Genomic DNA, 21,903 nt, shown 5'->3' with positions numbered 1-21,903 from the left:
CGCGTCAGGCTGGCGCGAACGGCACCAGCATCGGCACTCGCCTGGCGTAGTCGTCATAGGCACTGCCCAACTCGCCGCGCAGGAAGCTCTCCTCAAGTTTTGCCTTCATGACGATGCCGATGGTCAGCAGGATGGCCCCGGCAACACCCCAGACAGTGCCTTTCGCCGCCATGGTGGCAAGTATGGCCAAAAGCAGTCCTGTGTAGATCGGATGGCGGACGAGGCCGTACGGGCCGGTGTCGACGACACGGTGCCCGACCTTGGCGGTGACAGTGCCCGACCACAAGCGGCCGAGATGCAGGCGCGCCCACCAGCAGAAGGCGAAGCCGACGGCAATCAGTGCGACGCAAATCCAGGCTTCGGCAAGGTTGGGGAACCACAGGCGAAGCCGGCCGACATAGTTATGCGCCGGAATGAAGAGCAGGATGGTGCCGATCATCAGAGCCACGCGGTAAGGCGCCTCGGCCCGGAAGCCGGCGCGCTTCTCGGCTTTGTCGGCCCACAAGGCGGCAGCGGCCCACGACACCACCCAGATCAGCCAAAGCAGCGCGATTGCCGTCCCGGGACGCATGAGACCCTCCGCGGACTTGGTTCGGAGGCATCATCTAGCCGGCACAGCGCGGCAGCAATGCGGCGCTATCTGGGAGTGGTTCCATTTCAGGCAGGAAGATCGTGACCCGCAACGGACCTCATTCATTGGGACAGCCAAACATCCACTGCACGCCGAAGGCGTCGACCAGCATGCCGAAGCTGGTTCCCCAATATTGCCTCGCCAGAGGGACGGTGATCCGGCCGCCCGAACTCATTCGGCCGAAAAGCTCCTGCATGGCGGCCAGGTCGTCGAACTCCAGCATCATGGCGGAGCCTTTCATCGGCTCCGCATCGTCATTATCGGAAGCGTGAAACAACACTCCCGCACCTTCGAACCGCGCGTGCAGGACCTTTCCGCGCATCGCTTCGGTTCGCACCGGCATGTCGTTGTCGCCCCAGCGCAGCAGGATCGTCCCTCGGCCAAGGCCGCACTGTTCGTAGAAGGCCAGTGCCGGCTCGCAATTGGTGGTGAAGAACAGGGAAGGGGAGAGCCGCATCGGTTAACTCCTGTTGATCGCAACGGACAGATCAGTGCGCGGCGGCGGTGGCGGCAGCGATGAGCGCCTCGCCGGAATATTGCCTGCTACCGATACCCCAGCCGCCGTCGGGTGCGTTGACGATGTTGATCCAGGTGTTTTCGGGCTGGTGCTCCGGCACGCAGAGATCGGCGACAATCGCGGCTGCAGCGATGATAAAGTCCTTGCGGGCTTCGACCGAGCCGAGACCGATGTTCGGAAGTTTCAACTCGACCATGAGGACAGGCCGATTGACGCCGCCGGCGTAGATGCGATGGAGCGGCAGCACATGGACCGTGCCGCCGACGATCGCGGTGAAGAACGGATTGCCGGTGGCGCCCGAGGCTTCGATGAGGGCGCCGCTGAGACGCGGCAGGATCTCGCGCTCACCCGTCGGGGTCAGTATGCCTTCCGGCGCGGTCACGGTTATCGGCATTTGGCTCTCCATTTTGCTGGTTTCCATGGCTTTCCGACTGACATGTCTTCCGGCTTGCCATGTTTCGTATCGATTGGTACGTTGTATCGAGAAGACGAGTCAATGGGTTTCGTATCGATCGCTATGAATACTTCGGAAAAGCCCCGTGGCGGCCGGCCGCGCGCATTCGATCCCGACCGGGCACTGGATGCGGCGATGCATCTGTTCTGGGAGCATGGCTATGAGGCGACGTCGCTGGCCATGCTGCGCGAGGCGATGGGACTGACGCCGCCGCAGATCTACAACGCCTTCACCGACAAGGAGACCTTGTTCCGCAGGGCGCTGACGCGCTACCACGAAACCGAGATTGGGTTTGCGCTGGAAGCGCTGAGCGCGCCGGTATCGACGCGGGAAGCGATCCGGCGGTTGCTGCTCGGCGCGGCGGAGGCGTATTCCAGGCCCGGCAAGCCTGGTGGCTGTCTGTTCGTCAGCGGCGCGTTGGCAGCCTCGCCACAGGCGCAAGCCATTGCCGATGAACTCAGAACCTATCGCAAGGCGAGTGAAGCGGCGATTGCAGATCGCCTAGCCAGGGGCAGGGCGGTGGGCGACCTGCCGGCGGACCTGTCGGTCGAGGGGTTCGCCAAATACCTGGCTGGCGTCATGAACGGCATGTCGATCCAGGCGCGGGATGGGGCTTCGGTCGAAGAGTTGCGCGTTTTGGCCCAAACCGCTCTTGCGGCCTTGCCGGCCGAAGGGCAAAACCAAGCGGCGTCATCCAAGGAATGAAGCCATGCTGAATCTCTTCCCCGAGGCTGAAAAGCCGGCCGAAATCATCCCCGCGCGAAAGCTTGTCGCCAAGACGGCAGCACTTTACGTGGCGCCATCGGATCATTTTCAGACGCGCCCGGTGGATGAATTGCGGCTGGGTTTCGACGGTATAGCGGGCGATTTCCATGCCGGGCAAACGCGGCGTTCGGGCGGGCGCGAACCCTGGTATCCGCGCGGCACAGAAATGCGCAACGAACGGCAATTGTCCATCGTGGCGGCGGATGAACTTGCCGTCGTCGCCGAACGGATGGGCCTGGCCGAGATCAAGCCGGAATGGATCGGCGCCAATCTGGTGATCGAAGGCGTGCCGAACCTCTCCATGCTGCCGTCCGGCACGCTGCTGTTCTTCAAGGGCGGGGTGACGATCAAGGTCGACGCGCAGAACGGCCCCTGCCGTATCGCCGGCCGATCGATAGCCGAAAATACCGGAATGGCCGACATTGAAGCCGGCGCGTTGTTGTTCCCGAAGATGGCGAAGCGGCTGCGTGGCGTCGTCGCCTGGGTCGAGAAGCCGGGAACGATCAGCGTCGGCGAAGAGATTTCGGTGCGCGTGCCGGAGCAATGGATCTATTCGGCATAGCTGTGCGGCAATCAAAGGGCAGGGGCTACGCCGCCAGGGCGGCGCAGCCCAGGCCCACTAGGCGTTAGCTTTGCGGTTCTTTCTGGCGCCTTGCGCCATAACGGAAACCTCATCCCACTTTTCCCAGGTGGCGATGCGGTTGGCGTATTCCTGTTTGATCATCGGCAGGCCGCCATCGCCGAAGAACACCCTGAGCGGCGGCTCGGCGGCGTCGACAATGGCCAGCATGGCCGGCCCGGTGGCCTCGGGATCGCCGGCGACCGAATTGGCGCGGCGCTCGGCCATCTTGGCGCGGGCGGGCGCGTAGGCCTCGATCGGTTGGGAGACCTTGGCCGACGGGCCGGCCCAGTCGGTGGAGAAACCGCCGGGTTCGACCAGCGTCACATGGATGCCGAATTCCGCGACCTCGATGCCCAGCGACTGGCTGAAGGCTTCCAGCGCCCATTTCGAGGCGTGGTAGAGGCCGAGCGAGGCAAAGGCATTGACGCCGCCGATCGACGATATCTGGATGATGTGGCCCGACCGCTGCGCCCGCATGATCGGCAGTGCGGCCTGGGTGACCCACAGGGCGCCGAAGACATTGGTTTCGATCTGGTCGCGGGCTTCCTGTTCGCTGACCTCCTCGATGGCGCCGAAATGGCCGTAGCCGGCATTGTTGATGACGACGTCGAGCCGGCCGAAGCGCTTGTGCGCCTCGGCGACAGCGGCATCGACGGCTTTCTTGTCGGTGACGTCGAGCTTTATCGCGGCAATCTTGTCGCCGTATGTCTCGACGAGATCGGCGAGCGTGCCGGCATCGCGGGCGGTCGCCGCGACGCGGTCGCCACGGGCGAGCGCGGCCTCGGCCCAGACGCGGCCAAAGCCTTTCGACGATCCGGTGATGAACCAAACCTTGTTTGTCATGATGTAGAGTCCTTGCCCCTGCGGGCGTGATTTCGGATAAAAGCGGAGGCATCTCCGCTTTCGCCCATATACGGTCTATCGCGTGATTTTCCAGAGGAGAGGAAAATCTTTTTGAACAAGACGCCCGGTCGATCAGGGATAATTCACCTGAGACGACCATGCCGGGTCGTCGTGCTTCTCCCAGTAGAGTGCCATCAGCCGGGTGGTGATCGCGCCGATCTTGCCGTCCGCGACCCGGGCGCCGTCGATCTCCGTCACCGGCATGATGCCGCCGGCGGTAGAGGTGATGAAAACCTCGTCGGCGTCACGCAGCGCGGCGACGCTGACGTCGGCCGGGGCGGCAACAAGACCTTCCTCAGCGCAGAGATCGAAGACGGTGCGCCTTGCGATGCCGGGCAGAACGCCTGTGGCCGGGGTCGACAGTTTGCCGTCCTTGACGCGGAAGACGTTGAAGCCCGGACCTTCGGCGACATTGCCGTTGAAGTCGAGGATCAACGCGGTCTCGGCGCCGCGGTCGTAGGCGTCGTAGAGACCGCGCACCAGATCGAGCCAGTGGTAGTTCTTGATCGCCGGGTCGATCGAGGCCGGCGGGATGCGCACCTTGTCGCTGATGGCGACACGCAGGCCGCGCCGCAGCTGCTCGGCATTGGCGACCGAGCCGAACGGCACCGCGAACGCCATGAAGCGGTTGACCGCCTGGCGCGGATCGCGGCTGAAGGTGGGAGAGGCGCCGCGCGTGCACAGCATTTCGACATAGGCGGCGCGATGGCCGGACAGCGCCACGCAATTGTGCAGGATATCGGTCACGCCTTCGCGGTCGAAGGGGATCGTCATGCGCAGCTTTTCCAGCCCGCCGAAGAAGCGGTCGAGATGCAAATCGAGGCGGAAGAAGCGACCGTTCCAAACATGCACGGTGTCGTAGGTGGCGTCGGAATGCAGAAAACCCCAGTCCAGCACCGAGATCTTGGCTTGCGACATCGGCAGGTATTGGCCGTCGAGGAAAGCGACGCCCTCGGGGTAGGAATGCGGGTCGATGTGGCGAACGCCAACCACGGGCAGTTGCTTCTCGTCCATCGTCTGCCTCATTGGAGCCCCCTGTCGCGCAAGGCGAGGTCAGCAGGCTAGCGGTGCTGGCCAGAAGGCATAGAGCCACCCGCTCGGCGCTGTTCGGCCTCCGTGATGATCTGAACGATACATTGGATTGGAATTGCCCTACCATTCCGGTTCTGAACAGGAGGGGAAGATGGACAAGGTTGGGGTCGTCATAGCAGCCATGATGATGTTCGCTGCCGCGGGCGAAGCCGGTGCCCAGTGCGCGCGGGAGGGTGAAGAACTGTGCCAGGGCGGCCAGACCTATCGCTGCGAAAAAACCGGCAGCGAATTGACGCCGATCTTCCAGAATTTGCCTTGCGCGGTGAATGTGCCGTCGCTGAGCGGCACCTGGGTAGGCAGCGGCCACCAGAGCCCGGCCGGCGATGCCGGGGCCGACTGGTCGATCTCCATGACGATCGAGGATGGCGGCGCGTCGATCGACTATCCGTCGCTCGGCTGCGGCGGATCCCTATCCCAGACGTCCAGGGACGATACGTCGGCGGAATACCACGAGAGCATCACCTACGGTCAGGACAAGTGCATCGACGGCGGCGACATCACCGTCAGGTTCTTCAAGGGGAATCTGTCCTGGACGTGGGTTGGCCAGGCGGACGGCCAGCCCTACAATGCCGTCGCCGTCCTGAAGCGGCAGTAGCGGCCGTTCATTCCTCGTCGTCGGCGTCGAGCAGGCGTGTCGCGCGCCAGCGCGTGAGCACGATGTTGGTCTGCTCGATGACGAAGAAACGCGCCGAGTCGCGATCGTACCCTTCGGCCAGAAGTTTCTCGTAGTCGGTGTGCATGTGGCGGATATGGGCAATCGTCGCCAGCCATACGGCGATGCCCGGCGGCAAGGTTTTCATGTGGACCGCGCCGGCGTCTGTGCGGATCTTCTCCATGTCGGCATAGGGCGCCAGCGGCAGCAGTGCCGTCAGCGCCTTGGCGATGGCGCGGCGTCGGCCGGTAGGCGCCGTCATCGCCGGACCCGATTGGGCTCGTCGCGCCCCTCGATGGTCGCCTCCGATATGGCGTCGGTCGAGGCAAAATAAGGCTTGATGTCGATGACCGGCGTGCCGTCGAGCACGTCGATGGCGTCGAGATCGATGCGGCCGGTGTTTTGGTCGAGTGCGACGAGCCTAACCATATGCAGCCCGATGGGGTTCGGGCGGGCAGGGGAGCGCAGTGAAAACACGCCTCTCGCTTCAGCCGCATGGCGCGGTTTCTGCACAATCAGATCACGCGGCGCGTGATGCAGCCAGGAGAGGATGATGACGTGGCTGGCGCGCTCCAGTCCTTGCAGGCCATCGCGATAAAGCGCGTCGATGGTCAGCACCGCGGGCTGTCCGGTTTCGCGCGCGGCATGCATGTTCTTCGGGCAGGACTCCCGCGTTATCCATGGCGAGGCGATGCGGCCGATGAAGACGATGCCGCCATCCGGCGGCATCGATGCCGGATCGTTTTCCAGCCTACGCTCGCCTTCGCGTTCCTCGAACATCTCACGCGATCCGGTCATTCTGCCCTCGTTTCGCATCTTTCTGCGTGTGCAGGTCGTTGTCCCAAACCGCAACGCACTTTTGGAGAACAGGCACCGAGCGGCCACGCAAGCGCCATTTTCTTGTCCGGAAGCGACATAGCGCTTGCAAGGTTTTGAAAATCGACATAAACATATGTTTATATCTTTTCAAAGAGAATACGCTGATGCATGTCTCGCTCGACACCATGGTGGATACATTGAAGGCGGCCGCCGAATCCAGCCGTCTGCGCATACTGGCACTGTTGTCGCGCGGCGACCTCACCGTTTCCGATCTTACCGAAATTCTCGGCCAGTCGCAGCCGCGCGTTTCGCGGCACCTGAAGCTCTTGCTGGAAGCCGGGCTGATCGGCCGCTACCAGGAAGGGTCTTGGGCCTTCTTCCGCCTGTCGGATGCGGATTCCGCGCGGGACTTCGTCATGGGGCTGGTTTCCGGCATTCGCGGTGCCGATCCGCAGGTCGTGCGCGATCTCGAGCGGCTGGCCTCGGTCAAGCGCAAGCGGCAGGACCGGGCGGTCGAGTATTTTTCCGTGAATGCGGCGAGTTGGGACCATATCCGCTCGCTGCATGTGCCGGACCGCGCCGTCGAAGCCGCAATGCTGAAGCTGGTCGGCAAGCGGCCGTTCCAGTCCATGCTGGATCTCGGAACCGGCACCGGGCGGCTGCTCGAAATCTTCTCGCCGCTCTACCGGCGCGGTGTCGGCATCGACATGTCGCGCGAGATGCTGACCGTGGCGCGCGCCAATCTCGACAAGGCCGGCGTTTCGAATGCGCAGGTGCGGCAGGGCGACATCTTCGCGCCGCCGGTCGAGCGCGATGCCTTCGATCTCGTCACCATCCATCAAGTGCTGCACTATCTCGACGATCCCGCCCGCGCCATCCATGAGGCGGCGCGGCTTTTGCGCCCGGCCGGGCGCCTGGTCATCGTCGACTTCGCGCCGCACACGCTGGAATTCCTGCGCGACGAGCACGCGCATATGCGGCTCGGCTTTTCCGACCGGCAGATCGCCGACTGGTTCGAGGAAGCCGGCCTCGATCTCGAAGACAGCCAGGAATTCGAGCCGCGCGGCGGTAACGAGGCCAGGCTCACCGTGAAACTCTGGCTCGGCCGCGACCGGCGCCTGCTGATCGCCGATCCTTCCAACGACAGCAAGCAGATAAGGGAAATCGCCTGATGAACCAGTTCCGCTTTTCCCGCCGCCCCGACATCGGCGACAAGGTCAGGGTTTCCTTCGAATTCTTCCCGCCGAAGACCGACGACATGGAGGCCAAGCTTTGGGACACAGTCAAAAGGCTGGAGCCGCTGAAGCCGAAATTCGTCTCGGTCACCTACGGCGCCGGCGGCTCGACACGTGAGCGCACCGCGCGCACCGTGAAGCGCATCCTGACGGAGACCGATATTCCTGCCGCGGCGCATCTGACCTGCGTCGGTGCAACGCGCGAAGAGGTCGACGCGGTCATCCAGGATTACAAGTCAATCGGCATCAACCGGTTCGTGGCGCTGCGCGGCGACCCGGCCTCCGGCGTCGGCGAACCCTATCGCCCGCACCCCGGTGGCTACGAGAATGGCGCGGAGCTGGTCGCCGGGCTTAAGTCGATCGCGGATTTCGACATCTCCGTCGCGGCTTACCCGGAGAAGCATCCGCAGAGCCCCGATTTCGCCACCGACATCGAGATGCTGAAACGCAAGGTCGACAATGGCGCGACGCGCGCCATCACTCAGTTCTTCTTCGACAATGATCTCTACGAGCGCTATGTCGAGCGCGTCCGCCGCGCCGGCATCTACATCCCCATCGTGCCGGGCATCCAGCCGGTTCACAGTTTCAAGCAAGTCGCGAACTTTTCCGCGAGGGCGGGCGCGCATGTGCCCGGCTGGCTGGCGGAACGGTTCGAGGGCCTTGACCGAGACCCGCAGACGCATGCGCTTGTGGCGTCGGCGGTGGCGGCCGAACAGGTCATGGATCTGGTCGAGCGCGGTGTCGGCGATTTCCACTTCTACACGATGAACCGGGCCGATCTGGTCTTTGCCATCTGCCATATGATCGGCATCCGCTCGCATGAGGCGGCGGCCGCTGGATCAGCCGCCGCATGACCCAGGCTCAACAACAAAAGGCCGGGAAAAACCCGGCCTTTTGAATTGGTTGGACTATTTTGGGTGCTGGTCTTCCCCGCTTTGGCGGTCAGGGAAGGAAGCCCATAATGAGCGCTCCGATAAAGGCGAACGCAGCACAGATCATCAATGCGTTGATAGGCCTCGTAAGTCCCATGACATAGCCTCCTCTTAAAGAGCTATGCCTAGGAGTCTAGGTTCATTTGTGCCACAGGCAAGCGGAAAATATGCTGCATTGCGACGTGATTGTGAAATTTGCGACCCGCCTTTTGCCGTTAGGCATTGAAACTCCTAGGCAAAAACCGGCTTCGGGCCTGTGAATAAATTATGGCGGTGATGTGTCTCTGTCGTGTCATGGCAGCGCTACCCCCCGCGAAAGCCGAATTCGACTTTCGCGATGCGGCGCGTCCAGTTGGACGCACGGCTAACGTCTTCCGAACAGTCGCCCGTCGATGGTGACGAGGCCAAGGGCGATCAGCACCACGCCGCCGATTTCGAACAGTTCGAGCCGCTCGCCAAGGAACAGGAAGCCGAGCAGCATGGCGCTGGCCGGCACGATGAGCGTGACCAGCGAAGCGTTGGTGGCGCCGGCCGAGGCGACGAGGTTGAAATAGAGGATGTAGGCGAAGGCGGTGGACAAAAGCGCCAGCGCCAGCACCGCGGCCCAAACCGGCGGCGAGGCCAGGAACAGGCCTGATGGACCATAGGTGAAGAGCACGATCGGGATCATGATGATGGTCGAGGCGGTCAATTGTCCGGTGGCGATGACCGGCGATGGCACGCCCTTGAAGCGACGAGCGACCATCAGGGCGATGCCATAGGACAGCGAAGCGCCGATCAGCGCGAATTTGGCCCAGACCGGGCCGCCGAGTCCGGCAAGCAGGCCGGGGCCGATCATGACAGCCGTTCCGGCGATGCCGAGCGCAATGCCGGCGAGCTTGTTCCAGGAGAGCTTTTCGTCCGATGTCAGCGCATTGGCGAGGATCAATGTCCAGAACGGCGTCGTCGCGTTGAGCACCGAGGCGATGCCGGCGCCAAGCTCCGTCTGGCCGGCGAAGATCAGCGAGAAGGGCACGACGTTGTTGGTGAGTGCCAGCAGGAAGAACAGGCCGGCATGCGGAAGCGCGAGACGGAAGGAGGGGCCACGCAGGCCGAGATAGATATGCAGCGCGACCGCCGCGATGGCGACGCGAAACAGCACCAGCACCAGCGGATGGAGTTCCGCCACCGCGATGCGGGCGAAGAAGAACGAGCCGCCCCAGATCGCACCGAGCAGCAGGAGCTGCCCCCAGTCCTTGAGCACCATCGGCCCGCGTGATGCAGTCGCCCCGGCTATCGCCATGTGAATCGTTCTCCCCCAGACGGCCTGAATGCCAGTCGGTCAGGCGAAACGCATATCGGGTCGGGCCACAAGGGCCACCCGAAACCTGATTGATGTCGAGCCTTCATGCCAAGACCTAGCGCCGCTGCGTCAGGGCCGCGAGACACAGAATTGTTTTCATTAGCCGCTAGCTTGGATTAATTGTGCGCAGGCTAGGTCAAGGATTCGTCGATGCAGCGATTCGAAAATGCCCGCGAGGCGGCACTGGCGCTTCGTCCGGACGATCCGGTCTATTGCTTCCGCCCGCGGGTGCTGATGGCCGATGCCAAACAGTTCATGGGCATGTTCCCCGGCAAGACCGCCTATGCGGTCAAGACCAACGGCGAGCAGATCGTGCTGAAGACCCTGGTGGAGGCCGGCGTCAAGGCTTTCGACGTGGCTTCGCCGGGGGAGTTCGCCGCCGTGCGCGCGGTGTCCGCCGATGCCGAGATGCTCTACATGCACCCGGTCAAGGCGCAGTCGGACATCAAGCTGGCGCTGGAGAAGTACGGCATTCGCGTCATTTCGCTCGACCATGAGGACGAGATCACCAAGCTGACCCGCGTGGTGCGGGCGCTCGACGTCGATCCGGGCTCGATCAGCGTCTTCGTGCGGGTGCAGACCAAGGGGCTTGCCGCCTACGAACTGTCGAAGAAGTTCGGCGCCGGGCCGGCCTATGCCGTCGAACTCGCCGAGCGGCTGAACCGCACCGGCTACAAGGTTGGTCTGTGTTTCCATGTCGGCAGCCAGATCGAGGATCCCGACACCTATGAGCGGGCGCTAGCGTCGGCCGACTGGGTGCGCAACCGGCTGACCTTCGATATTGCCGGGCTTGATGTCGGCGGCGGCTTTCCCGCCGAATACGGCCATGACCCGAACCGCAAGCAGATCGAGATGCCGTCGCTCGGCCAGATCATGTCGCGGCTGTCGGGCGATCTCAAGGAGTACCAATTCGATCAGATGCCATTGGTGGCGGAGCCGGGCAGGGTGATCGTGGCGCGCTGCCTGTCGCTGATCGTGCGGGTGCTGCTGCGCAAGGGCAAACGGCTCTACATCAATGACGGCATCTGGGCATCGCTGTCGGATTCATGGACCGGCAAGATCACGCTGCCGGCGCGTTTCATTCCCGATCCGGCGATCCGCTCGCGCAATGGCGAGGAAAAGAACATCGTGCCGTTCAAGGTGTGCGGGGCGACCTGCGATTCCGTCGACATCCTGTCGCGGCCGTTCTGGCTGCCGGAGACGGTCGACACCGGCGACTGGATCGAGATCGGCCATATCGGCGCCTATTCGCTGTCGCTGAGGACCCGCTTCAACGGCTTTTACCCAGACACCTTCGTCGAGGTGACGACGCCCTTCGACGAGGGCGACGTGCCGCAGGGGTTCGCGAGTCTGGAGACGATGGCGGACTAGGGAATAGGGAATAGGGAATAGGGGCGGCAGTCACTGCTTTCGGAGTAATTTTCTACTGCCTACTGCCTACTGCCTACTGCCTACAATTTCCCCAGCAGATCCGGCGTCGGCCAGCCGTCCACGGGCAGGCCAAGCCGCATCTGCTCCTTGCGGATCGCTTCGCGGGTGTTGGTGCCGAGAATGCCGTCGACGGTGCCGACGTCGTAGCCCCTGGCTTCGAGCTTTGTCTGCAAAGCCTTCATCTGCTCGTTGTCGAGACCAGTTTCGGGATTGCGCGGGTCGAATTGCTTTGCCCCGCCCAGCCGTGCGGCGAGATTTGCCGCCGTCAGAGCATAGGTGAAGGACTGGTTCCACTCGAGATAGACGTCGAAATTGTCATAGGCAAGGAAGGCCGGGCCCTTGCGGCCCATGGGCAGCGCCAGGCCGGCCTTGAGGCCGTTGTCGATGAGCGGCGTACCGTCGGGGTTGGTGACGCCCCATTGGGCCCATTGCGATAGCGGCAGCTTGTTGGTGCGGCCGGTCTGGTCCCACGGCATGTCTTCGGGCACGCGGACTTCCTGGATCCAGGGTTCGTCGCGTTTCCAGCCCCGCGACAGCACCTTGTTGGCGGTGGTCATGATCACGTCCGGCACGCTGCCGCGCAGGTCCACCTTGCCATCGCCATCGCCGTCGACGCCGCGCGCCAGATAGTCGGAAGGCAGGATCTGCGTCTGGCCGATCTCGCCGGCCCAGGCACCCTTGACGTCGGCCGGCACCACGCCGCGATCGATCAATTGCAGAAGCGGTATCAACTGAGGCCGGAACAGTTGCGGGCGGCGGCAATCATGGGAAAGCGTCACCAAGGCGCTCAGCGTGTGGAAATCGCCCTGCACGGCGCCGAAATCGGTCTCCAGCGCCCAGAAGGCGGCGATGATCGGCGCCTGGACGCCGAACTGCTGATCGGCGCGGGCGAAGACATCGGCGTATTTCGTCAGGTTCGCCGCACCTTGCTTCAGCCGGTAGGCCGAGATCATGCGGTTGGAGAATTCGATGAAGGTCTGGGTGAAGACGCCCTGGGCACGGTCGCGTGCCAGAACCTTCTCGTCTATGGTGGCGTCCTCCAGTGCGTCGAGACCGACGGGGCCGACGCCAGCCGCCTTGGCTTCCACCGCCACGCCCTGCTTCCAGGCTTCGAAGTCGCCGCCGCATTCCTGCGCCATCGCCGGCAAGGCCGTGGCGCACAGGGTGAGCGCAGCGAGGGCTCGAGAACGCAGTCGCATCAGCTTCCTTTCGAAACGAATGGGGGCATTTTGTCGTGCTTCGCCGGGAAGCCCAACGCCCTGAATTACCGGCGGTTGCACTCTTTACCGCAGGCAGTGTCGAAAGCAGGCGGCAGCCCCGGTGTCAACGGTTCTTCTGCCCTAGCCTCTTGTTGCAGCCGACTTCGCTGCCGTTGAACCCGGTGTCAGCGGGTGTTCTGCCGCAGCCACTTGTTCCAGGCGGCTTCGCTGCCGTTGAAGACATTGATGTCGGACTTGCCGGTCATGCCCGGAACGATGCCGGTTCCAGTGTACTGCCAGAAGGTGAAGGGGTGACTGCCATACTTTTCGCGCGGATGGCCGGCGACGGAGCGCAGCCAATAGGGGTAGCCGCGGAAGCTCGACAGCTCGTTGTCCTCGAAGAAGTCGACCGAGGTGTAGATGATCGGCTTCTTGCCGTAGTGCCGTTCGACGATTTCGAGGAAGGTGCTCATCTCCGCGCGCACGGTGGCCGCGTCGGGACGCAGCCTGCAGGTCGGCGATTGCGGGTTCCATTCCATGTCGAGAACCGGCGGCATTGCCGAGCGATCGACGGGGACGTTGCGGATGAACCAGCGCGCCTGCACGGCAGCCGGGGTGCAGAAATAGTAGAAGTGATAGGCGGCTCGCGGAATTCCGTTGGCCTTCGTGCGCGCCCAATGCTCATTGAAATACTCGTCGAAACGGTCGCCGCCTTCGGTCGCCTTGATGAAGGCGAAGGAGATGCCGCCGGCCCTTGCTGCCGGCCAGTCGACCGAGGTCTGGTATTTGGAGACATCGGTGCCGTGGACGGCGTAGCTCCACGGCGCGCCGCTTTCCCATTCATGCGGCTTGGAATCGGCAAAGCGCGGCGCGCGCACGGCGACCGCCGGGCTGTTCGACGCGGACGGAGACAGCGGCGAGAGGTCGTCAATGGTGGAACAGGCGCCAAGCAGCGTCAGTATGAAAAGGACCGCAAGACGGCGCATCGCAACTCCCGAGCCGGATTCAGCCGGTCGCTGATGGGTCTTGTTGCGGGTGGCCCCCTCGACTGGCCTCTCCGAGCGATCGCCCCACAGCATCGCCCCAACCTATCCTGTGATCGCCGATCATGGTTGATAATCCGTTGACGGCGCTCGACAAGCACCATGATTTGCGAAAGCAATGGCGGCAAATCGATGACAAAAGGTCGGGCAGGGCCTTGGAGGAAAGAAAAGAAATGCGGATCGTTGTCAAGATCGTCAAAGGGCTGCTTGGCCTGATCGTGCTGGCGATCGCCGCGCTTTTTGCCTGGCTTTATATCGCGCCGCCGGAATTGATCCGCGTCGGCTCCGGCTACTCGGCCAAGATCGTCTGTTCGAACCTCTTCATCGCCGGTCGTGACGCCAATGAGGTGCTAGCCGTCGATGTGCAGGCGCCAGGGCACCCGCTGCTGCGGCTGATGCGGGTCTCGGTGGACAAGAACAGGGGAACGGTCTCCGCGGGCTTGCTTGGTTTCCTCGGCAAGAGCGTCGCCGTCGCCCGTGATGGGCTGGGCTGCGCTTCGGTCCCCGACGGCGACGTCGGCAAGGTTCGGCGGACGGCAATCCATGCGGAGCCCTCGGCGGTCAGCCAGGATGCGCTGTGGCCGGAAGGTGAACGGATCGAGGCATCACAGGACCCGCTGATTGCTGAGTTGCTGGACGATGCGGCACTGACCGGCCCTGGGATGCGTGCGGTGGTGGTGGTCAAGAACGGTCGTGTCATCGCCGAGCGCTATGGCGACGGCTTTTCCGCCAAGACGCCGCTGCTCGGATGGTCGATGACCAAGACGGTGAACGCCGCCATCGTCGGCACGCTGGTCAAGGACGGCAAGATGACCTTTACCGACAAGGGACTGTTCGGGCCGTGGAAGGCGGACGGCCGCAGTGCCATCAGCCTTGCCGACATGATGGCGATGTCGAGCGGGCTGGAGTTCAATGAGGATTATGGCGACGTCGCCGACGTCACGCGCATGCTCTATCTTGAGCCTGACATGGCGGGCTTTGCCGAATCAAAGCCGCTGGCGGCCGAGGTCGGCAAATTGTTTTCCTATTCGAGCGGCACGGCGGTGATGCTGTCGCGCCTCTGGCAGGAAGCGATCGGCGACAAGGCCAAGGCGCTGACCTGGCCTCGCACGGCGCTGTTCGAGCCGCTCGGCATGCACAGCGCGGTGCTCGAGACCGACGAGCAAGGCACCTTCGTCGGCTCGTCCTATCTCTACGCAACCGCGCATGACTGGGCGCGCTTCGGTCAGTTCCTGCTGCAAAGCGGGGTGTGGAACGGCAACCAAATCCTGCCTGCCGGCTTCGTCGACTGGATGCGGGAGCCGGCATCGGCGTCGAAAGTCTACGGCAAGGGCCAGGTGTGGATCGAGGCCCCGGGCGATGAGGAAAACCCCGGCGCCGGCGTTGCCGCCGGACTGCCCAAGGACACCTATTGGATGGAAGGTCATGACGGGCAGACGGTCGCCATCATTCCCTCGGAGCAACTGGTGGTCGTGCGGCTGGGGCTGACGCCGGCCAAGCTCGGCTACCGGCCGCAGACGATGGTGGGCGCGCTGGTGAAGGCGCTGCATTAGAACTAGCGCACCGCAACTCTTGCTATGCAGCTGTCGCCAAAGGCTTGGCGCGATCAACCCGCGCCCGCTCGTCGGGTGAGTTCATGACCTGCCAAAGATCGCTGCGGCGCTGGACGTTCAACCAGAAGTCCGGGCTGTTGCCGAATACCCGCGCCAGAATGAGCGCGGTGGCGGCCGTCATGTTGCGGCGGTCGTTGCACAATTCGTTCACATGCTTGCGCTGGACCCCCATCGCCTCGGCCAAAGCCGCCTGCGTCAGGCCAAGCGGCTGCATGAATTCTTCCGTGAGAATTTCGCCAACCGTTACTGGCTTGCGTGCGGTCATCAACATGTCTCACCTCACCTATGGCTGTGGTCGTCGAGATAGATGTCCGACGCCTCACCGCGGCCGCCGTCCCAGCGGAAGACCAGCCGCCATTGCTTGTTGACGCGTATTGAAGGAAGCCTTCGAGATTGCCGCGCAGCTTCTCGAAATGGTTGCTGGGCGGCACACGCAAATCCTGATCGATCATCGCGTCGTCAATCATCTGGAGCTTGCGGAACAAACGGCTTTCGAGATCGGACGGAATGTTGCGAGAGTGGGTGTCTTCCACGAAGAAGGCCCGCAGCCATTCATCCCTAAAACCGACGATCATCACATGCTTCCATGCATGTGAGATAATGTACCGTTCTCGGGGTCATCTGGCAATGTAGATCCGACTGATCGCGGCTGCCTCGCCCTTGCATGCGCTTGCCACGGCAATATTCAGATGGCGATCTTGATAACCGCCAGCCAGGCATAACCGCGATAAAGCGTGCGGAAACGGAAGCTTGCGCTGGTTCGCCGAGATTCCGAATCCAGGATCTCGCGCAGCGATTCACGCGGCGCGACGTGGAATTTTTTGAGCCAGCCGCGCAGCAAGGCCCGGAACCAGGGTGGCAGGCCTTCCTGCTGGCCGAAATCGACAATGTGCAGCGAACCGGTCGGTGACAGCGCGGCAAGTGCCGCCGATACCGTCTTTTCCCAGCCGGGGATCATCGACAGCGAGTAGGACACGAAGATGCGGTCGAACCGTTCGATGCCGAAGAGTGCCTTCGCATCGAAGTCGGTGGCGTCGCCCCTTGCCAGCAGGACGCGGCCGGACAGGCCATCGCGCGTCATTGCGGCGCGCGCCGTCTCCGCCATTTCGGCAGAGATATCGAGGCCGAAGAAGCGCGCGTCGGGATAGCGGCGCGCGGCCAGGATGATGTTGCGGCCGGTGCCGCAGCCGAGTTCAAGCACGGTGCCGCCGGCGGGCACATCAAGCTCCGCGATCAGCCGGTCGCGGCCGAGCAGGTAGTATTTGCGGGTCAGGTCGTAGATGTGGCGCTGCCAGCGGTAGACGCCGTCCATCAATTCGGCATGGTTTGCCTTAAATTCGGGGCTGGCCGGCAGCTCGTTCGTGCTCATGCCGCACGCTTCACATAGAGGTGGAAGCCGCCATAGATGGCCGAGCGGTCGCGGGCCGAGAATTCCCGCGACGCCTCGTCCTGATAGGCCCACTGGTCAAGCAGCGAACTGGAGACCCGGCCGGGCAGCAGGCTGGGCTCGGCGGCGGTGCGGAAGATGACGCGGGCGCCGGCCGACGCGGTGCGCGTGATTTCCGCCCACAGTGCGTTGAGCTGTTCATCGGTCATCCAGTCCTGCGCATCGAGCAGGATGAATCGGTCGACCGCGCCGGCATCCTTGCCGGCGAGGAATTCGATCAAATTGGCATGGTGGATGGCGACGCGGTCGACATTGCCGCGGATGGCCTCGTAGTTCTGCTTTTCGAGATAGGCGGGCAGGGCGGCCTCGCCGGGGTTCGGATAGCGCCGGGCGAAGGCTTGCCAGGCGAAGTAGTTGTTCCGCAGCGGAAAATCGCAAGCGAGCTTTTCCAGCCGGGCTTTCAGCACGCTGGCCATCGTGCCGTCGCCCGAGGTGATCAGCGAATCGTACTGCGCCGGCGGAATGCCGAGGCCGAACAGCGAGGCCTTGCGCGACATCGCCCATTTCAAAAGCTTCCTGTCGAAGACCGGTGCCAACTCCTCATGGAAGAAGCGACGCTGCTCGCCGATGTTGCGAGCCTGCATGATGCCGGCTGGGTCGACGCCGAAGAACTTTGCCGTGCGATGGCCCATGGCGATGAACAGGCCAAGCAGGCCGGTCTGATAGAAATTGCGGTCGAAGACGGCGATGCGCCTGATGCCGCGCCAGTTGCGGCGCTCCCAGTAGTGACGGCTGACCGGGTCGAGATGCGGCGCGATGAAACGGTCGTAGGCTTGTGAATTGTGGCTGGTGTCGGCGGCGCCGAAGAAGCGGAACAGATCGCCCTGCGAAGGCAAATGACGCACCGCCTCCAGCTTCATGCGGTTCAGCGCGATGTGGGCGGCGTTGAGATCGACGGCATCGACCCGTGCCGGTGAGCGGGTGAGGTAGGCCAGGATGTTGCAGCCGCCCGAGGCGATGGTGACGACCCGGTGACCCTGGCCAAGCTGCATCGCCTCCATGTCGACGTCGGGGTCTTCCCAGATCTGCGGATAGACGAGGCCGGAAAACAGGAAGGCGAACAACCGCTCCGAAATGCCTGCCTTCGACAGCGGACGGTTCTGGTAGACGGCCTTTCCAACTTCCTTGCCGCGGCGAAAAACCAGATCTGCGGAGATGTCCGTCATGGAAGATGATTCCCCATTTGCTTTGCCGCAAGCGGGTAACCCAGGGCGATGACAGGCCGGTGACAGCCTGTTGATGCCTGCTTACGGCTTGCCAAATCCACCCGGCGTCGGCGTCGTCAAAATGACGGCGTCGCCGGCTTGCAGCATGGTCTGGTCGCAGGCTTTCAGCATCTCGATCGTGCCGTCCTTGCGGCGGACCTTGGTCGAGCCGACCTCGCCGTCGCCGCCGCCGTCCAGGCCTCGTGGCGGGCGGTTGCGGTGCGAGGACAGGATCGCGCATTCCATCTTTTCGAGGAAGCGGATGGTGCGCTTGGTGCCGTCGCCGGCGTTCCATCTGCCCTTGCCGCCGGAGCTTTCCCGAATGTGGAAATCCTCGAGCAGCACGGGAAAGCGCAGCTCCAGCACTTCCGGATCGGTGAGGCGCGAATTGGTCATGTGGGTGTGGACGCCGGAGGTGCCGGCAAAGCCGCGGCCGGAGTTCATCTGGCCGGCCGGCGAGCCGGAACAGATCGTCTCGTAATATTGGTACGTCTTGTTGCCGAAGGTCAGGTTGTTCATCGTGCCTTGCGCGTTGGCCATGGCGCCCATGGCGCCGAACAGCGCATTGGTGACGTGCTGCGAGGTCTCGACATTGCCGGCGACGACGGCGGCGGGGTAGGCGGGTTTCAGCATGCAGCCATCGGGAATGATGATGTTGATGGGCCGCAGACACCCGGCATTCATCGGGATCATGTCCTCGACCATGACGCGGAAGGCATAGAGCACGGCCGCGCGGGCGACCGGCTCGGGCGCGTTGAAATTGTTCTTCATGACCGGCGACGTGCCGGTGAAGTCGACGGTCGCCTCGCGCTTTTTCCGGTCGACCGTGATCTTCACCTTGATAATTTGGCCCGTGTCGGTCGGGTATTCGTACTCAGAACTATCCGGCAGCCGCTCCAGCACGCGGCGCACACTTTCGGCGGCATTGTCCTGGACATGGCCCATATAGGCCTCCACGACATCGAGGCCGAAATGCGCGACCATCTTGCGCAGTTCGGCGACACCCTTCTCGTTGGCGGCAATCTGCGCCTTGAGGTCGGCGATGTTCTGGTGCGGATTGCGGGCCGGGTAAGGATGGTCGGTGAGCAGCGTCTCCAGCTCCCTCTCGCGGAAGCGGCCACGATCGACGATGCGGAAATTGTCGAACAGCACGCCTTCCTCGTCGACGGTGGTGGCAAGCGGTGTCATCGAACCGGGTGCCGTGCCGCCGATGTCCGCATGATGGCCGCGCGAGGCGGCCCAGAAGAGGATTTCCTCCCCCCTTGAGGGGGAGGTGCCGCCGAAGGCGGCGGAGGGGGTCGGTGCGGCAGTGCTCGACGTTCTGGCGGTGCCTTCTGAGAGGGCCCCACCCGGCCGCTGCGCGGCCACCCTCCCCTCGAGGGGGAGGGAAAACACCGGCGTCACCACGGTGATGTCGGGCAGGTGCGTGCCGCCATTGTAGGGCGCGTTGAGGGCAAAGACGTCGCCGGGGTGGATGTCGCCGGAATTCAGCCGGATGATGGTTTCGACCGAACGGTCCATCGATCCGAGATGCACCGGCATGTGCGGCGCATTGGCGACCAGCGCGCCGGTACGGTCGAAGACGGCGCAGGAGAAATCCAGCCTTTCCTTGATGTTGACGGAATAGGCGGTGTTCTGCAGCGTCACGCCCATCTGTTCGGCAATCGACATGAACAGGTTGTTGAAGACCTCCAGCATGACCGGGTCGGCCTCGGTGCCGAGTGCTGCCTGCCTGCGCTTTTTCTCGACGCGACGCAGGAGCACATGATTCCTGGCGGTGATTTCGGCCTGCCAGCCCGGCTCGATGACGATCGTCTGGTTCGGTTCGATGATCAAGGCAGGACCCGCAACCGTATTTCCCGGCCTCAGCGCCTCGCGGCGGAAGATGCCTGAAGCACGCCACTCACCCTCGGTGAAGATTTCGCGGGTTTGCGAAGGGCTTACGGCAAGGTTTTCGGTTTGCGATTCACTCTCGTCGCGGCCAGTGCCGCCGGTATCGGTGCCTTCGACGCCGACGATCTCGACGATCATCGGCTTGTCGTCATAGACGAAACCGAACTGCGCCTTGTGGGCGATTTCGAAATCGCGCTTGGCCTGGAAAATCGAGTCCTCCCCGAAATTCACCGGCAGTGTCGTGTCGGTGCCGTCATAACGAATGTGCAGCACTGGCTTCGCGGAGACCGCATCCTCGGCGATGCCTTGTGCCCCGAGTTCGGCGATGACGGCCTTTTTCAAGGTGGCAATAAGGTTGCCGATCTCCGTTCTGGACTCTTCGGCAAGCGGCTTCAGCAGCGCCTGCTGGCGCGAGGCAAAAACCGAGGACAGGCCAATGCCGTAGGCCGACAGCAGGCCGGAGAAGGGGTGGATCAGCACCGCCTCCATGCCGAGCGCGTCAGCGACCAGGCAAGCGTGCTGGCCGCCTGCGCCACCGAAGCAGTTCAGGAGATATTCGGTGACGTCGTAGCCGCGCTGGACGGAAATCTTCTTGATGGCGTTAGCCATGTTCTCAACGGCAATGGTGACGAACCCTTCGGCGACCGCCTCGGGCGTACGGCCATCGCCGATTTCGGCGGCCAGCATGGCGAATTTTGCCTGTACCGTCTCGACATCGAGCGGCTGGTCCTGGCCGGGTCCGAAGATGGCCGGGAAGAAATCGGGCTGCAGCTTGCCCAGCATGACATTGGCGTCGGTGACGGCGAGCGGGCCGCCGCGCCGGTAGGCGGCCGGGCCGGGATTGGCGCCAGCCGAGTCAGGTCCGGCACGGAAGCGGCCGGCCTCGTAATGCAGGATCGAGCCGCCACCGGCGGCGACGGTGTGGATGCGCATCATCGGCGCGCGGATGCGCACTCCGGCGACCTCGGTGTCGAAGGCGCGCTCATACTCGCCGTCATAATGGGCGACGTCGGTGGAGGTGCCGCCCATGTCGAAGCCGATGACCTTGCCGAAACCGGCGAGCCTGGCTGTCTCGACCATGCCGACGACGCCGCCGGCCGGACCCGAGAGCAGCGCGTCCTTGCCCTGGAACATGTCGGCGGCGGTCAGCCCGCCGGACGACATCATGAACATGAGGCGGGGGGATTGGCTGATCTCCCCCCTTGTGGGGGAGATGCCCGGCAGGGCAGAGGGGGGCGTGACAGAACGAGGCGTCGGCGGGACAGCGCCCCCCTCTGTCGGCTTCGCCGACATCTCCCCCACAAGGGGGGAGATTGGCGCCGCGCCCAACTCTCCCGCCACCCTCCGTACATATCTCGACAGGATCGGCGACAGATAGGCGTCGACCACCGTGGTGTCACCGCGGCCGACCAGCTTGATCAGCGGCGAGACCTCATGGCTGACCGAGACCTGGGCGAAACCAAGTTTGCGGCAGACTTTTGCCACCGCCTTCTCGTGGTCGGGATATTTCCAGGCATGCATGAAGACAATGGCCACGGCATCGATGCCATCGGCTTTCGCCTGTTCGATCGCCGGCCGGCAGGCGCCGATGTCGAGCAATTGTTCGACGCGGCCATCGGCGCGCACACGCTCGTTGACCTCGATGACGCGCTCGTAGAGCTGTTCGGGAAGGATGATCTCCTTGGCGAAGATGTCCGGGCGCGCCTGATAGGCGATCTTCAGCGCATCGCGAAAACCCTTGGTGATGAGCAAAAGCACGCGGTCGCCCTTGCGCTCCAGCAGCGCATTGGTGGCGACCGTGGTGCCCATCTTGATGTCGCCGATCAGACCGGGCGGAATCGCGTCGCCGGAGGACAGGCCGAGAAGGTCGCGAATGCCCTGGATGGCGGCATCGGTATAGGCCTCGGGATTTTCGGAGAGAAGCTTGCGGGGATGCAGGCCGCCTTTCGGGTCGCGGCCGATGACATCGGTGAACGTGCCGCCGCGGTCGATCCAGAAATCCCATTTTTCAGTCATGACAGCCCTGGCACTTTTCTGCTCGATCCGTGGTTCAGCACATTCTGTTAGTTCGCCATCGCCCGGCCGGCAATCGCAAATGGACCAGACGA

21 protein-coding genes and 1 pseudogene are annotated in these 21,903 nt (G+C 63.4%); 7 read left to right on the top strand and 15 right to left on the bottom strand.

Going from position 1 to position 21,903, the window contains the following annotated elements; genetic code table 11:
* Positions 1-4 precede the first annotated feature (4 nt).
* The 3 genes from NKH03_RS04795 to NKH03_RS04785 all read right to left on the bottom strand — a co-directional run bounded on the left by NKH03_RS04795 (position 5) and on the right by NKH03_RS04785 (position 1,542).
* Complete coding sequence (locus NKH03_RS04795; RefSeq protein WP_352967355.1) at positions 5-571, bottom strand: methyltransferase family protein; 567 nt, start codon at positions 569-571, stop codon at positions 5-7.
* A 118-nt stretch (positions 572-689) separates the two neighbouring features.
* Positions 690-1,088: a VOC family protein gene (locus tag NKH03_RS04790; protein ID WP_352865407.1), complete on the bottom strand. Its 399-nt coding sequence runs from the start codon at positions 1,086-1,088 to the stop codon at positions 690-692.
* A gap of 31 nt (positions 1,089-1,119) precedes the next feature.
* Positions 1,120-1,542: a hypothetical protein gene (locus NKH03_RS04785; protein WP_352967353.1), complete on the bottom strand. Its 423-nt coding sequence runs from the start codon at positions 1,540-1,542 to the stop codon at positions 1,120-1,122.
* A gap of 102 nt (positions 1,543-1,644) precedes the next feature.
* Here NKH03_RS04785 and NKH03_RS04780 point away from each other — a divergent pair, with 102 nt between their 5' ends.
* Positions 1,645-2,307, top strand: coding sequence for a TetR/AcrR family transcriptional regulator (locus NKH03_RS04780; RefSeq protein ID WP_352967351.1), 663 nt, complete (start codon positions 1,645-1,647; stop codon positions 2,305-2,307).
* A 4-nt stretch (positions 2,308-2,311) separates the two neighbouring features.
* Entirely contained in the window at positions 2,312-2,929 is a 618-nt protein-coding gene (locus NKH03_RS04775; protein WP_352967349.1) for an MOSC domain-containing protein, read from the top strand.
* A gap of 57 nt (positions 2,930-2,986) precedes the next feature.
* Here NKH03_RS04775 and NKH03_RS04770 read toward each other — a convergent pair whose 3' ends face one another.
* Positions 2,987-3,832: an SDR family oxidoreductase gene (locus NKH03_RS04770; RefSeq protein WP_352967347.1), complete on the bottom strand. Its 846-nt coding sequence runs from the start codon at positions 3,830-3,832 to the stop codon at positions 2,987-2,989.
* A 132-nt stretch (positions 3,833-3,964) separates the two neighbouring features.
* Complete coding sequence (locus tag NKH03_RS04765) at positions 3,965-4,918, bottom strand: D-amino acid aminotransferase (RefSeq protein WP_352967346.1); 954 nt, start codon at positions 4,916-4,918, stop codon at positions 3,965-3,967.
* 157 nt (positions 4,919-5,075) lie between these two features.
* Here NKH03_RS04765 and NKH03_RS04760 point away from each other — a divergent pair, with 157 nt between their 5' ends.
* Positions 5,076-5,579: a hypothetical protein gene (locus tag NKH03_RS04760; RefSeq protein ID WP_352967344.1), complete on the top strand. Its 504-nt coding sequence runs from the start codon at positions 5,076-5,078 to the stop codon at positions 5,577-5,579.
* Positions 5,580-5,586: 7 nt separating this feature from the next.
* Here NKH03_RS04760 and NKH03_RS04755 read toward each other — a convergent pair whose 3' ends face one another.
* The gene (locus NKH03_RS04755; protein WP_352865389.1) at positions 5,587-5,898 is read right to left on the bottom strand and encodes a DUF2293 domain-containing protein; all 312 of its coding nucleotides are present in this window, start codon (positions 5,896-5,898) and stop codon (positions 5,587-5,589) included.
* A complete protein-coding gene (gene tsaA, locus NKH03_RS04750; RefSeq protein WP_352967342.1) occupies positions 5,895-6,434 on the bottom strand; it encodes a tRNA (N6-threonylcarbamoyladenosine(37)-N6)-methyltransferase TrmO in 540 nt (179 codons plus the stop codon). The genes NKH03_RS04755 and tsaA overlap by 4 nt, the downstream gene beginning before the upstream one ends.
* A 185-nt stretch (positions 6,435-6,619) precedes the next feature.
* Between tsaA and NKH03_RS04745 the strand changes: the two genes are divergently transcribed.
* Both NKH03_RS04745 and metF read left to right on the top strand, forming a co-directional pair.
* The gene (locus NKH03_RS04745; RefSeq protein WP_352865383.1) at positions 6,620-7,627 is read left to right on the top strand and encodes an ArsR/SmtB family transcription factor; all 1,008 of its coding nucleotides are present in this window, start codon (positions 6,620-6,622) and stop codon (positions 7,625-7,627) included.
* Positions 7,627-8,544 carry a methylenetetrahydrofolate reductase [NAD(P)H] gene (gene metF, locus NKH03_RS04740; protein ID WP_352967340.1) on the top strand — a complete coding sequence of 306 codons (918 nt, stop codon included), beginning with the start codon at positions 7,627-7,629 and terminating at the stop codon, positions 8,542-8,544. Before NKH03_RS04745 ends, metF begins: the two co-directional genes overlap by 1 nt.
* A gap of 442 nt (positions 8,545-8,986) precedes the next feature.
* On the opposite strand, the gene NKH03_RS04735 is transcribed toward metF, so the two are convergent.
* On the bottom strand, positions 8,987-9,904 hold the full coding sequence (locus tag NKH03_RS04735; protein ID WP_352967338.1) for a DMT family transporter: 918 nt from the start codon (positions 9,902-9,904) through the stop codon (positions 8,987-8,989).
* Positions 9,905-10,114: 210 nt separating this feature from the next.
* Between NKH03_RS04735 and NKH03_RS04730 the strand changes: the two genes are divergently transcribed.
* On the top strand, positions 10,115-11,335 hold the full coding sequence (locus NKH03_RS04730; RefSeq protein WP_352865374.1) for an alanine racemase: 1,221 nt from the start codon (positions 10,115-10,117) through the stop codon (positions 11,333-11,335).
* Positions 11,336-11,415: 80 nt separating this feature from the next.
* On the opposite strand, the gene NKH03_RS04725 is transcribed toward NKH03_RS04730, so the two are convergent.
* Positions 11,416-12,594, bottom strand: coding sequence for a lytic murein transglycosylase (locus tag NKH03_RS04725; protein WP_352967336.1), 1,179 nt, complete (start codon positions 12,592-12,594; stop codon positions 11,416-11,418).
* A gap of 185 nt (positions 12,595-12,779) precedes the next feature.
* Positions 12,780-13,580 carry a glycoside hydrolase family 25 protein gene (locus NKH03_RS04720; RefSeq protein WP_352967334.1) on the bottom strand — a complete coding sequence of 267 codons (801 nt, stop codon included), beginning with the start codon at positions 13,578-13,580 and terminating at the stop codon, positions 12,780-12,782.
* Between the two features lie 230 nt (positions 13,581-13,810).
* Between NKH03_RS04720 and NKH03_RS04715 the strand changes: the two genes are divergently transcribed.
* The gene (locus NKH03_RS04715) at positions 13,811-15,190 is read left to right on the top strand and encodes a serine hydrolase domain-containing protein (protein ID WP_352967332.1); all 1,380 of its coding nucleotides are present in this window, start codon (positions 13,811-13,813) and stop codon (positions 15,188-15,190) included.
* Between the two features lie 22 nt (positions 15,191-15,212).
* Here NKH03_RS04715 and NKH03_RS04710 read toward each other — a convergent pair whose 3' ends face one another.
* The 5 genes and pseudogenes from NKH03_RS04710 to NKH03_RS04690 form a co-directional block, all read right to left on the bottom strand.
* Positions 15,213-15,521, bottom strand: a complete 309-nt coding sequence (locus NKH03_RS04710) for a HigA family addiction module antitoxin (protein ID WP_352865363.1) — start codon at positions 15,519-15,521, stop codon at positions 15,213-15,215.
* An 8-nt stretch (positions 15,522-15,529) separates the two neighbouring features.
* Positions 15,530-15,825: pseudogene (locus NKH03_RS04705) on the bottom strand (type II toxin-antitoxin system RelE/ParE family toxin).
* Positions 15,826-15,935: 110 nt separating this feature from the next.
* The gene (locus tag NKH03_RS04700) at positions 15,936-16,619 is read right to left on the bottom strand and encodes a class I SAM-dependent methyltransferase (RefSeq protein WP_352967329.1); all 684 of its coding nucleotides are present in this window, start codon (positions 16,617-16,619) and stop codon (positions 15,936-15,938) included.
* Positions 16,616-17,863: a BtaA family protein gene (locus NKH03_RS04695; RefSeq protein ID WP_352879910.1), complete on the bottom strand. Its 1,248-nt coding sequence runs from the start codon at positions 17,861-17,863 to the stop codon at positions 16,616-16,618. Before NKH03_RS04695 ends, NKH03_RS04700 begins: the two co-directional genes overlap by 4 nt.
* A gap of 81 nt (positions 17,864-17,944) precedes the next feature.
* Positions 17,945-21,811: a hydantoinase B/oxoprolinase family protein gene (locus NKH03_RS04690; RefSeq protein WP_352967327.1), complete on the bottom strand. Its 3,867-nt coding sequence runs from the start codon at positions 21,809-21,811 to the stop codon at positions 17,945-17,947.
* Between the last annotated feature and the right edge of the window lie 92 nt (positions 21,812-21,903).

It is taken from the genome of Mesorhizobium sp. M1406, from assembly GCF_040317555.1.
In the GTDB taxonomy this organism is placed as follows: Bacteria; Pseudomonadota; Alphaproteobacteria; order Rhizobiales; family Rhizobiaceae; genus Mesorhizobium.
This window is presented reverse-complemented; position numbering and strand designations above follow the sequence as displayed.

Bases quoted from the DNA above. Each gene is read 5' to 3' on its own strand.
- NKH03_RS04795 (WP_352967355.1), bottom strand. From the start codon at position 571: ATGCGTCCCGGGACGGCAATCGCGCTGCTTTGGCTGATCTGGGTGGTG.
- NKH03_RS04790 (WP_352865407.1), bottom strand. From the start codon at position 1,088: ATGCGGCTCTCCCCTTCCCTGTTCTTCACCACCAATTGCGAGCCGGCA.
- NKH03_RS04785 (WP_352967353.1), bottom strand. From the start codon at position 1,542: ATGCCGATAACCGTGACCGCGCCGGAAGGCATACTGACCCCGACGGGT.
- NKH03_RS04780 (WP_352967351.1), top strand. From the start codon at position 1,645: ATGGGTTTCGTATCGATCGCTATGAATACTTCGGAAAAGCCCCGTGGC.
- NKH03_RS04775 (WP_352967349.1), top strand. From the start codon at position 2,312: ATGCTGAATCTCTTCCCCGAGGCTGAAAAGCCGGCCGAAATCATCCCC.
- NKH03_RS04770 (WP_352967347.1), bottom strand. From the start codon at position 3,832: ATGACAAACAAGGTTTGGTTCATCACCGGATCGTCGAAAGGCTTTGGC.
- NKH03_RS04765 (WP_352967346.1), bottom strand. From the start codon at position 4,918: ATGAGGCAGACGATGGACGAGAAGCAACTGCCCGTGGTTGGCGTTCGC.
- NKH03_RS04760 (WP_352967344.1), top strand. From the start codon at position 5,076: ATGGACAAGGTTGGGGTCGTCATAGCAGCCATGATGATGTTCGCTGCC.
- NKH03_RS04755 (WP_352865389.1), bottom strand. From the start codon at position 5,898: ATGACGGCGCCTACCGGCCGACGCCGCGCCATCGCCAAGGCGCTGACG.
- tsaA (WP_352967342.1), bottom strand. From the start codon at position 6,434: ATGACCGGATCGCGTGAGATGTTCGAGGAACGCGAAGGCGAGCGTAGG.
- NKH03_RS04745 (WP_352865383.1), top strand. From the start codon at position 6,620: ATGCATGTCTCGCTCGACACCATGGTGGATACATTGAAGGCGGCCGCC.
- metF (WP_352967340.1), top strand. From the start codon at position 7,627: ATGAACCAGTTCCGCTTTTCCCGCCGCCCCGACATCGGCGACAAGGTC.
- NKH03_RS04735 (WP_352967338.1), bottom strand. From the start codon at position 9,904: ATGGCGATAGCCGGGGCGACTGCATCACGCGGGCCGATGGTGCTCAAG.
- NKH03_RS04730 (WP_352865374.1), top strand. From the start codon at position 10,115: ATGCAGCGATTCGAAAATGCCCGCGAGGCGGCACTGGCGCTTCGTCCG.
- NKH03_RS04725 (WP_352967336.1), bottom strand. From the start codon at position 12,594: ATGCGACTGCGTTCTCGAGCCCTCGCTGCGCTCACCCTGTGCGCCACG.
- NKH03_RS04720 (WP_352967334.1), bottom strand. From the start codon at position 13,580: ATGCGCCGTCTTGCGGTCCTTTTCATACTGACGCTGCTTGGCGCCTGT.
- NKH03_RS04715 (WP_352967332.1), top strand. From the start codon at position 13,811: ATGCGGATCGTTGTCAAGATCGTCAAAGGGCTGCTTGGCCTGATCGTG.
- NKH03_RS04710 (WP_352865363.1), bottom strand. From the start codon at position 15,521: ATGTTGATGACCGCACGCAAGCCAGTAACGGTTGGCGAAATTCTCACG.
- NKH03_RS04700 (WP_352967329.1), bottom strand. From the start codon at position 16,619: ATGAGCACGAACGAGCTGCCGGCCAGCCCCGAATTTAAGGCAAACCAT.
- NKH03_RS04695 (WP_352879910.1), bottom strand. From the start codon at position 17,863: ATGACGGACATCTCCGCAGATCTGGTTTTTCGCCGCGGCAAGGAAGTT.
- NKH03_RS04690 (WP_352967327.1), bottom strand. From the start codon at position 21,811: ATGACTGAAAAATGGGATTTCTGGATCGACCGCGGCGGCACGTTCACC.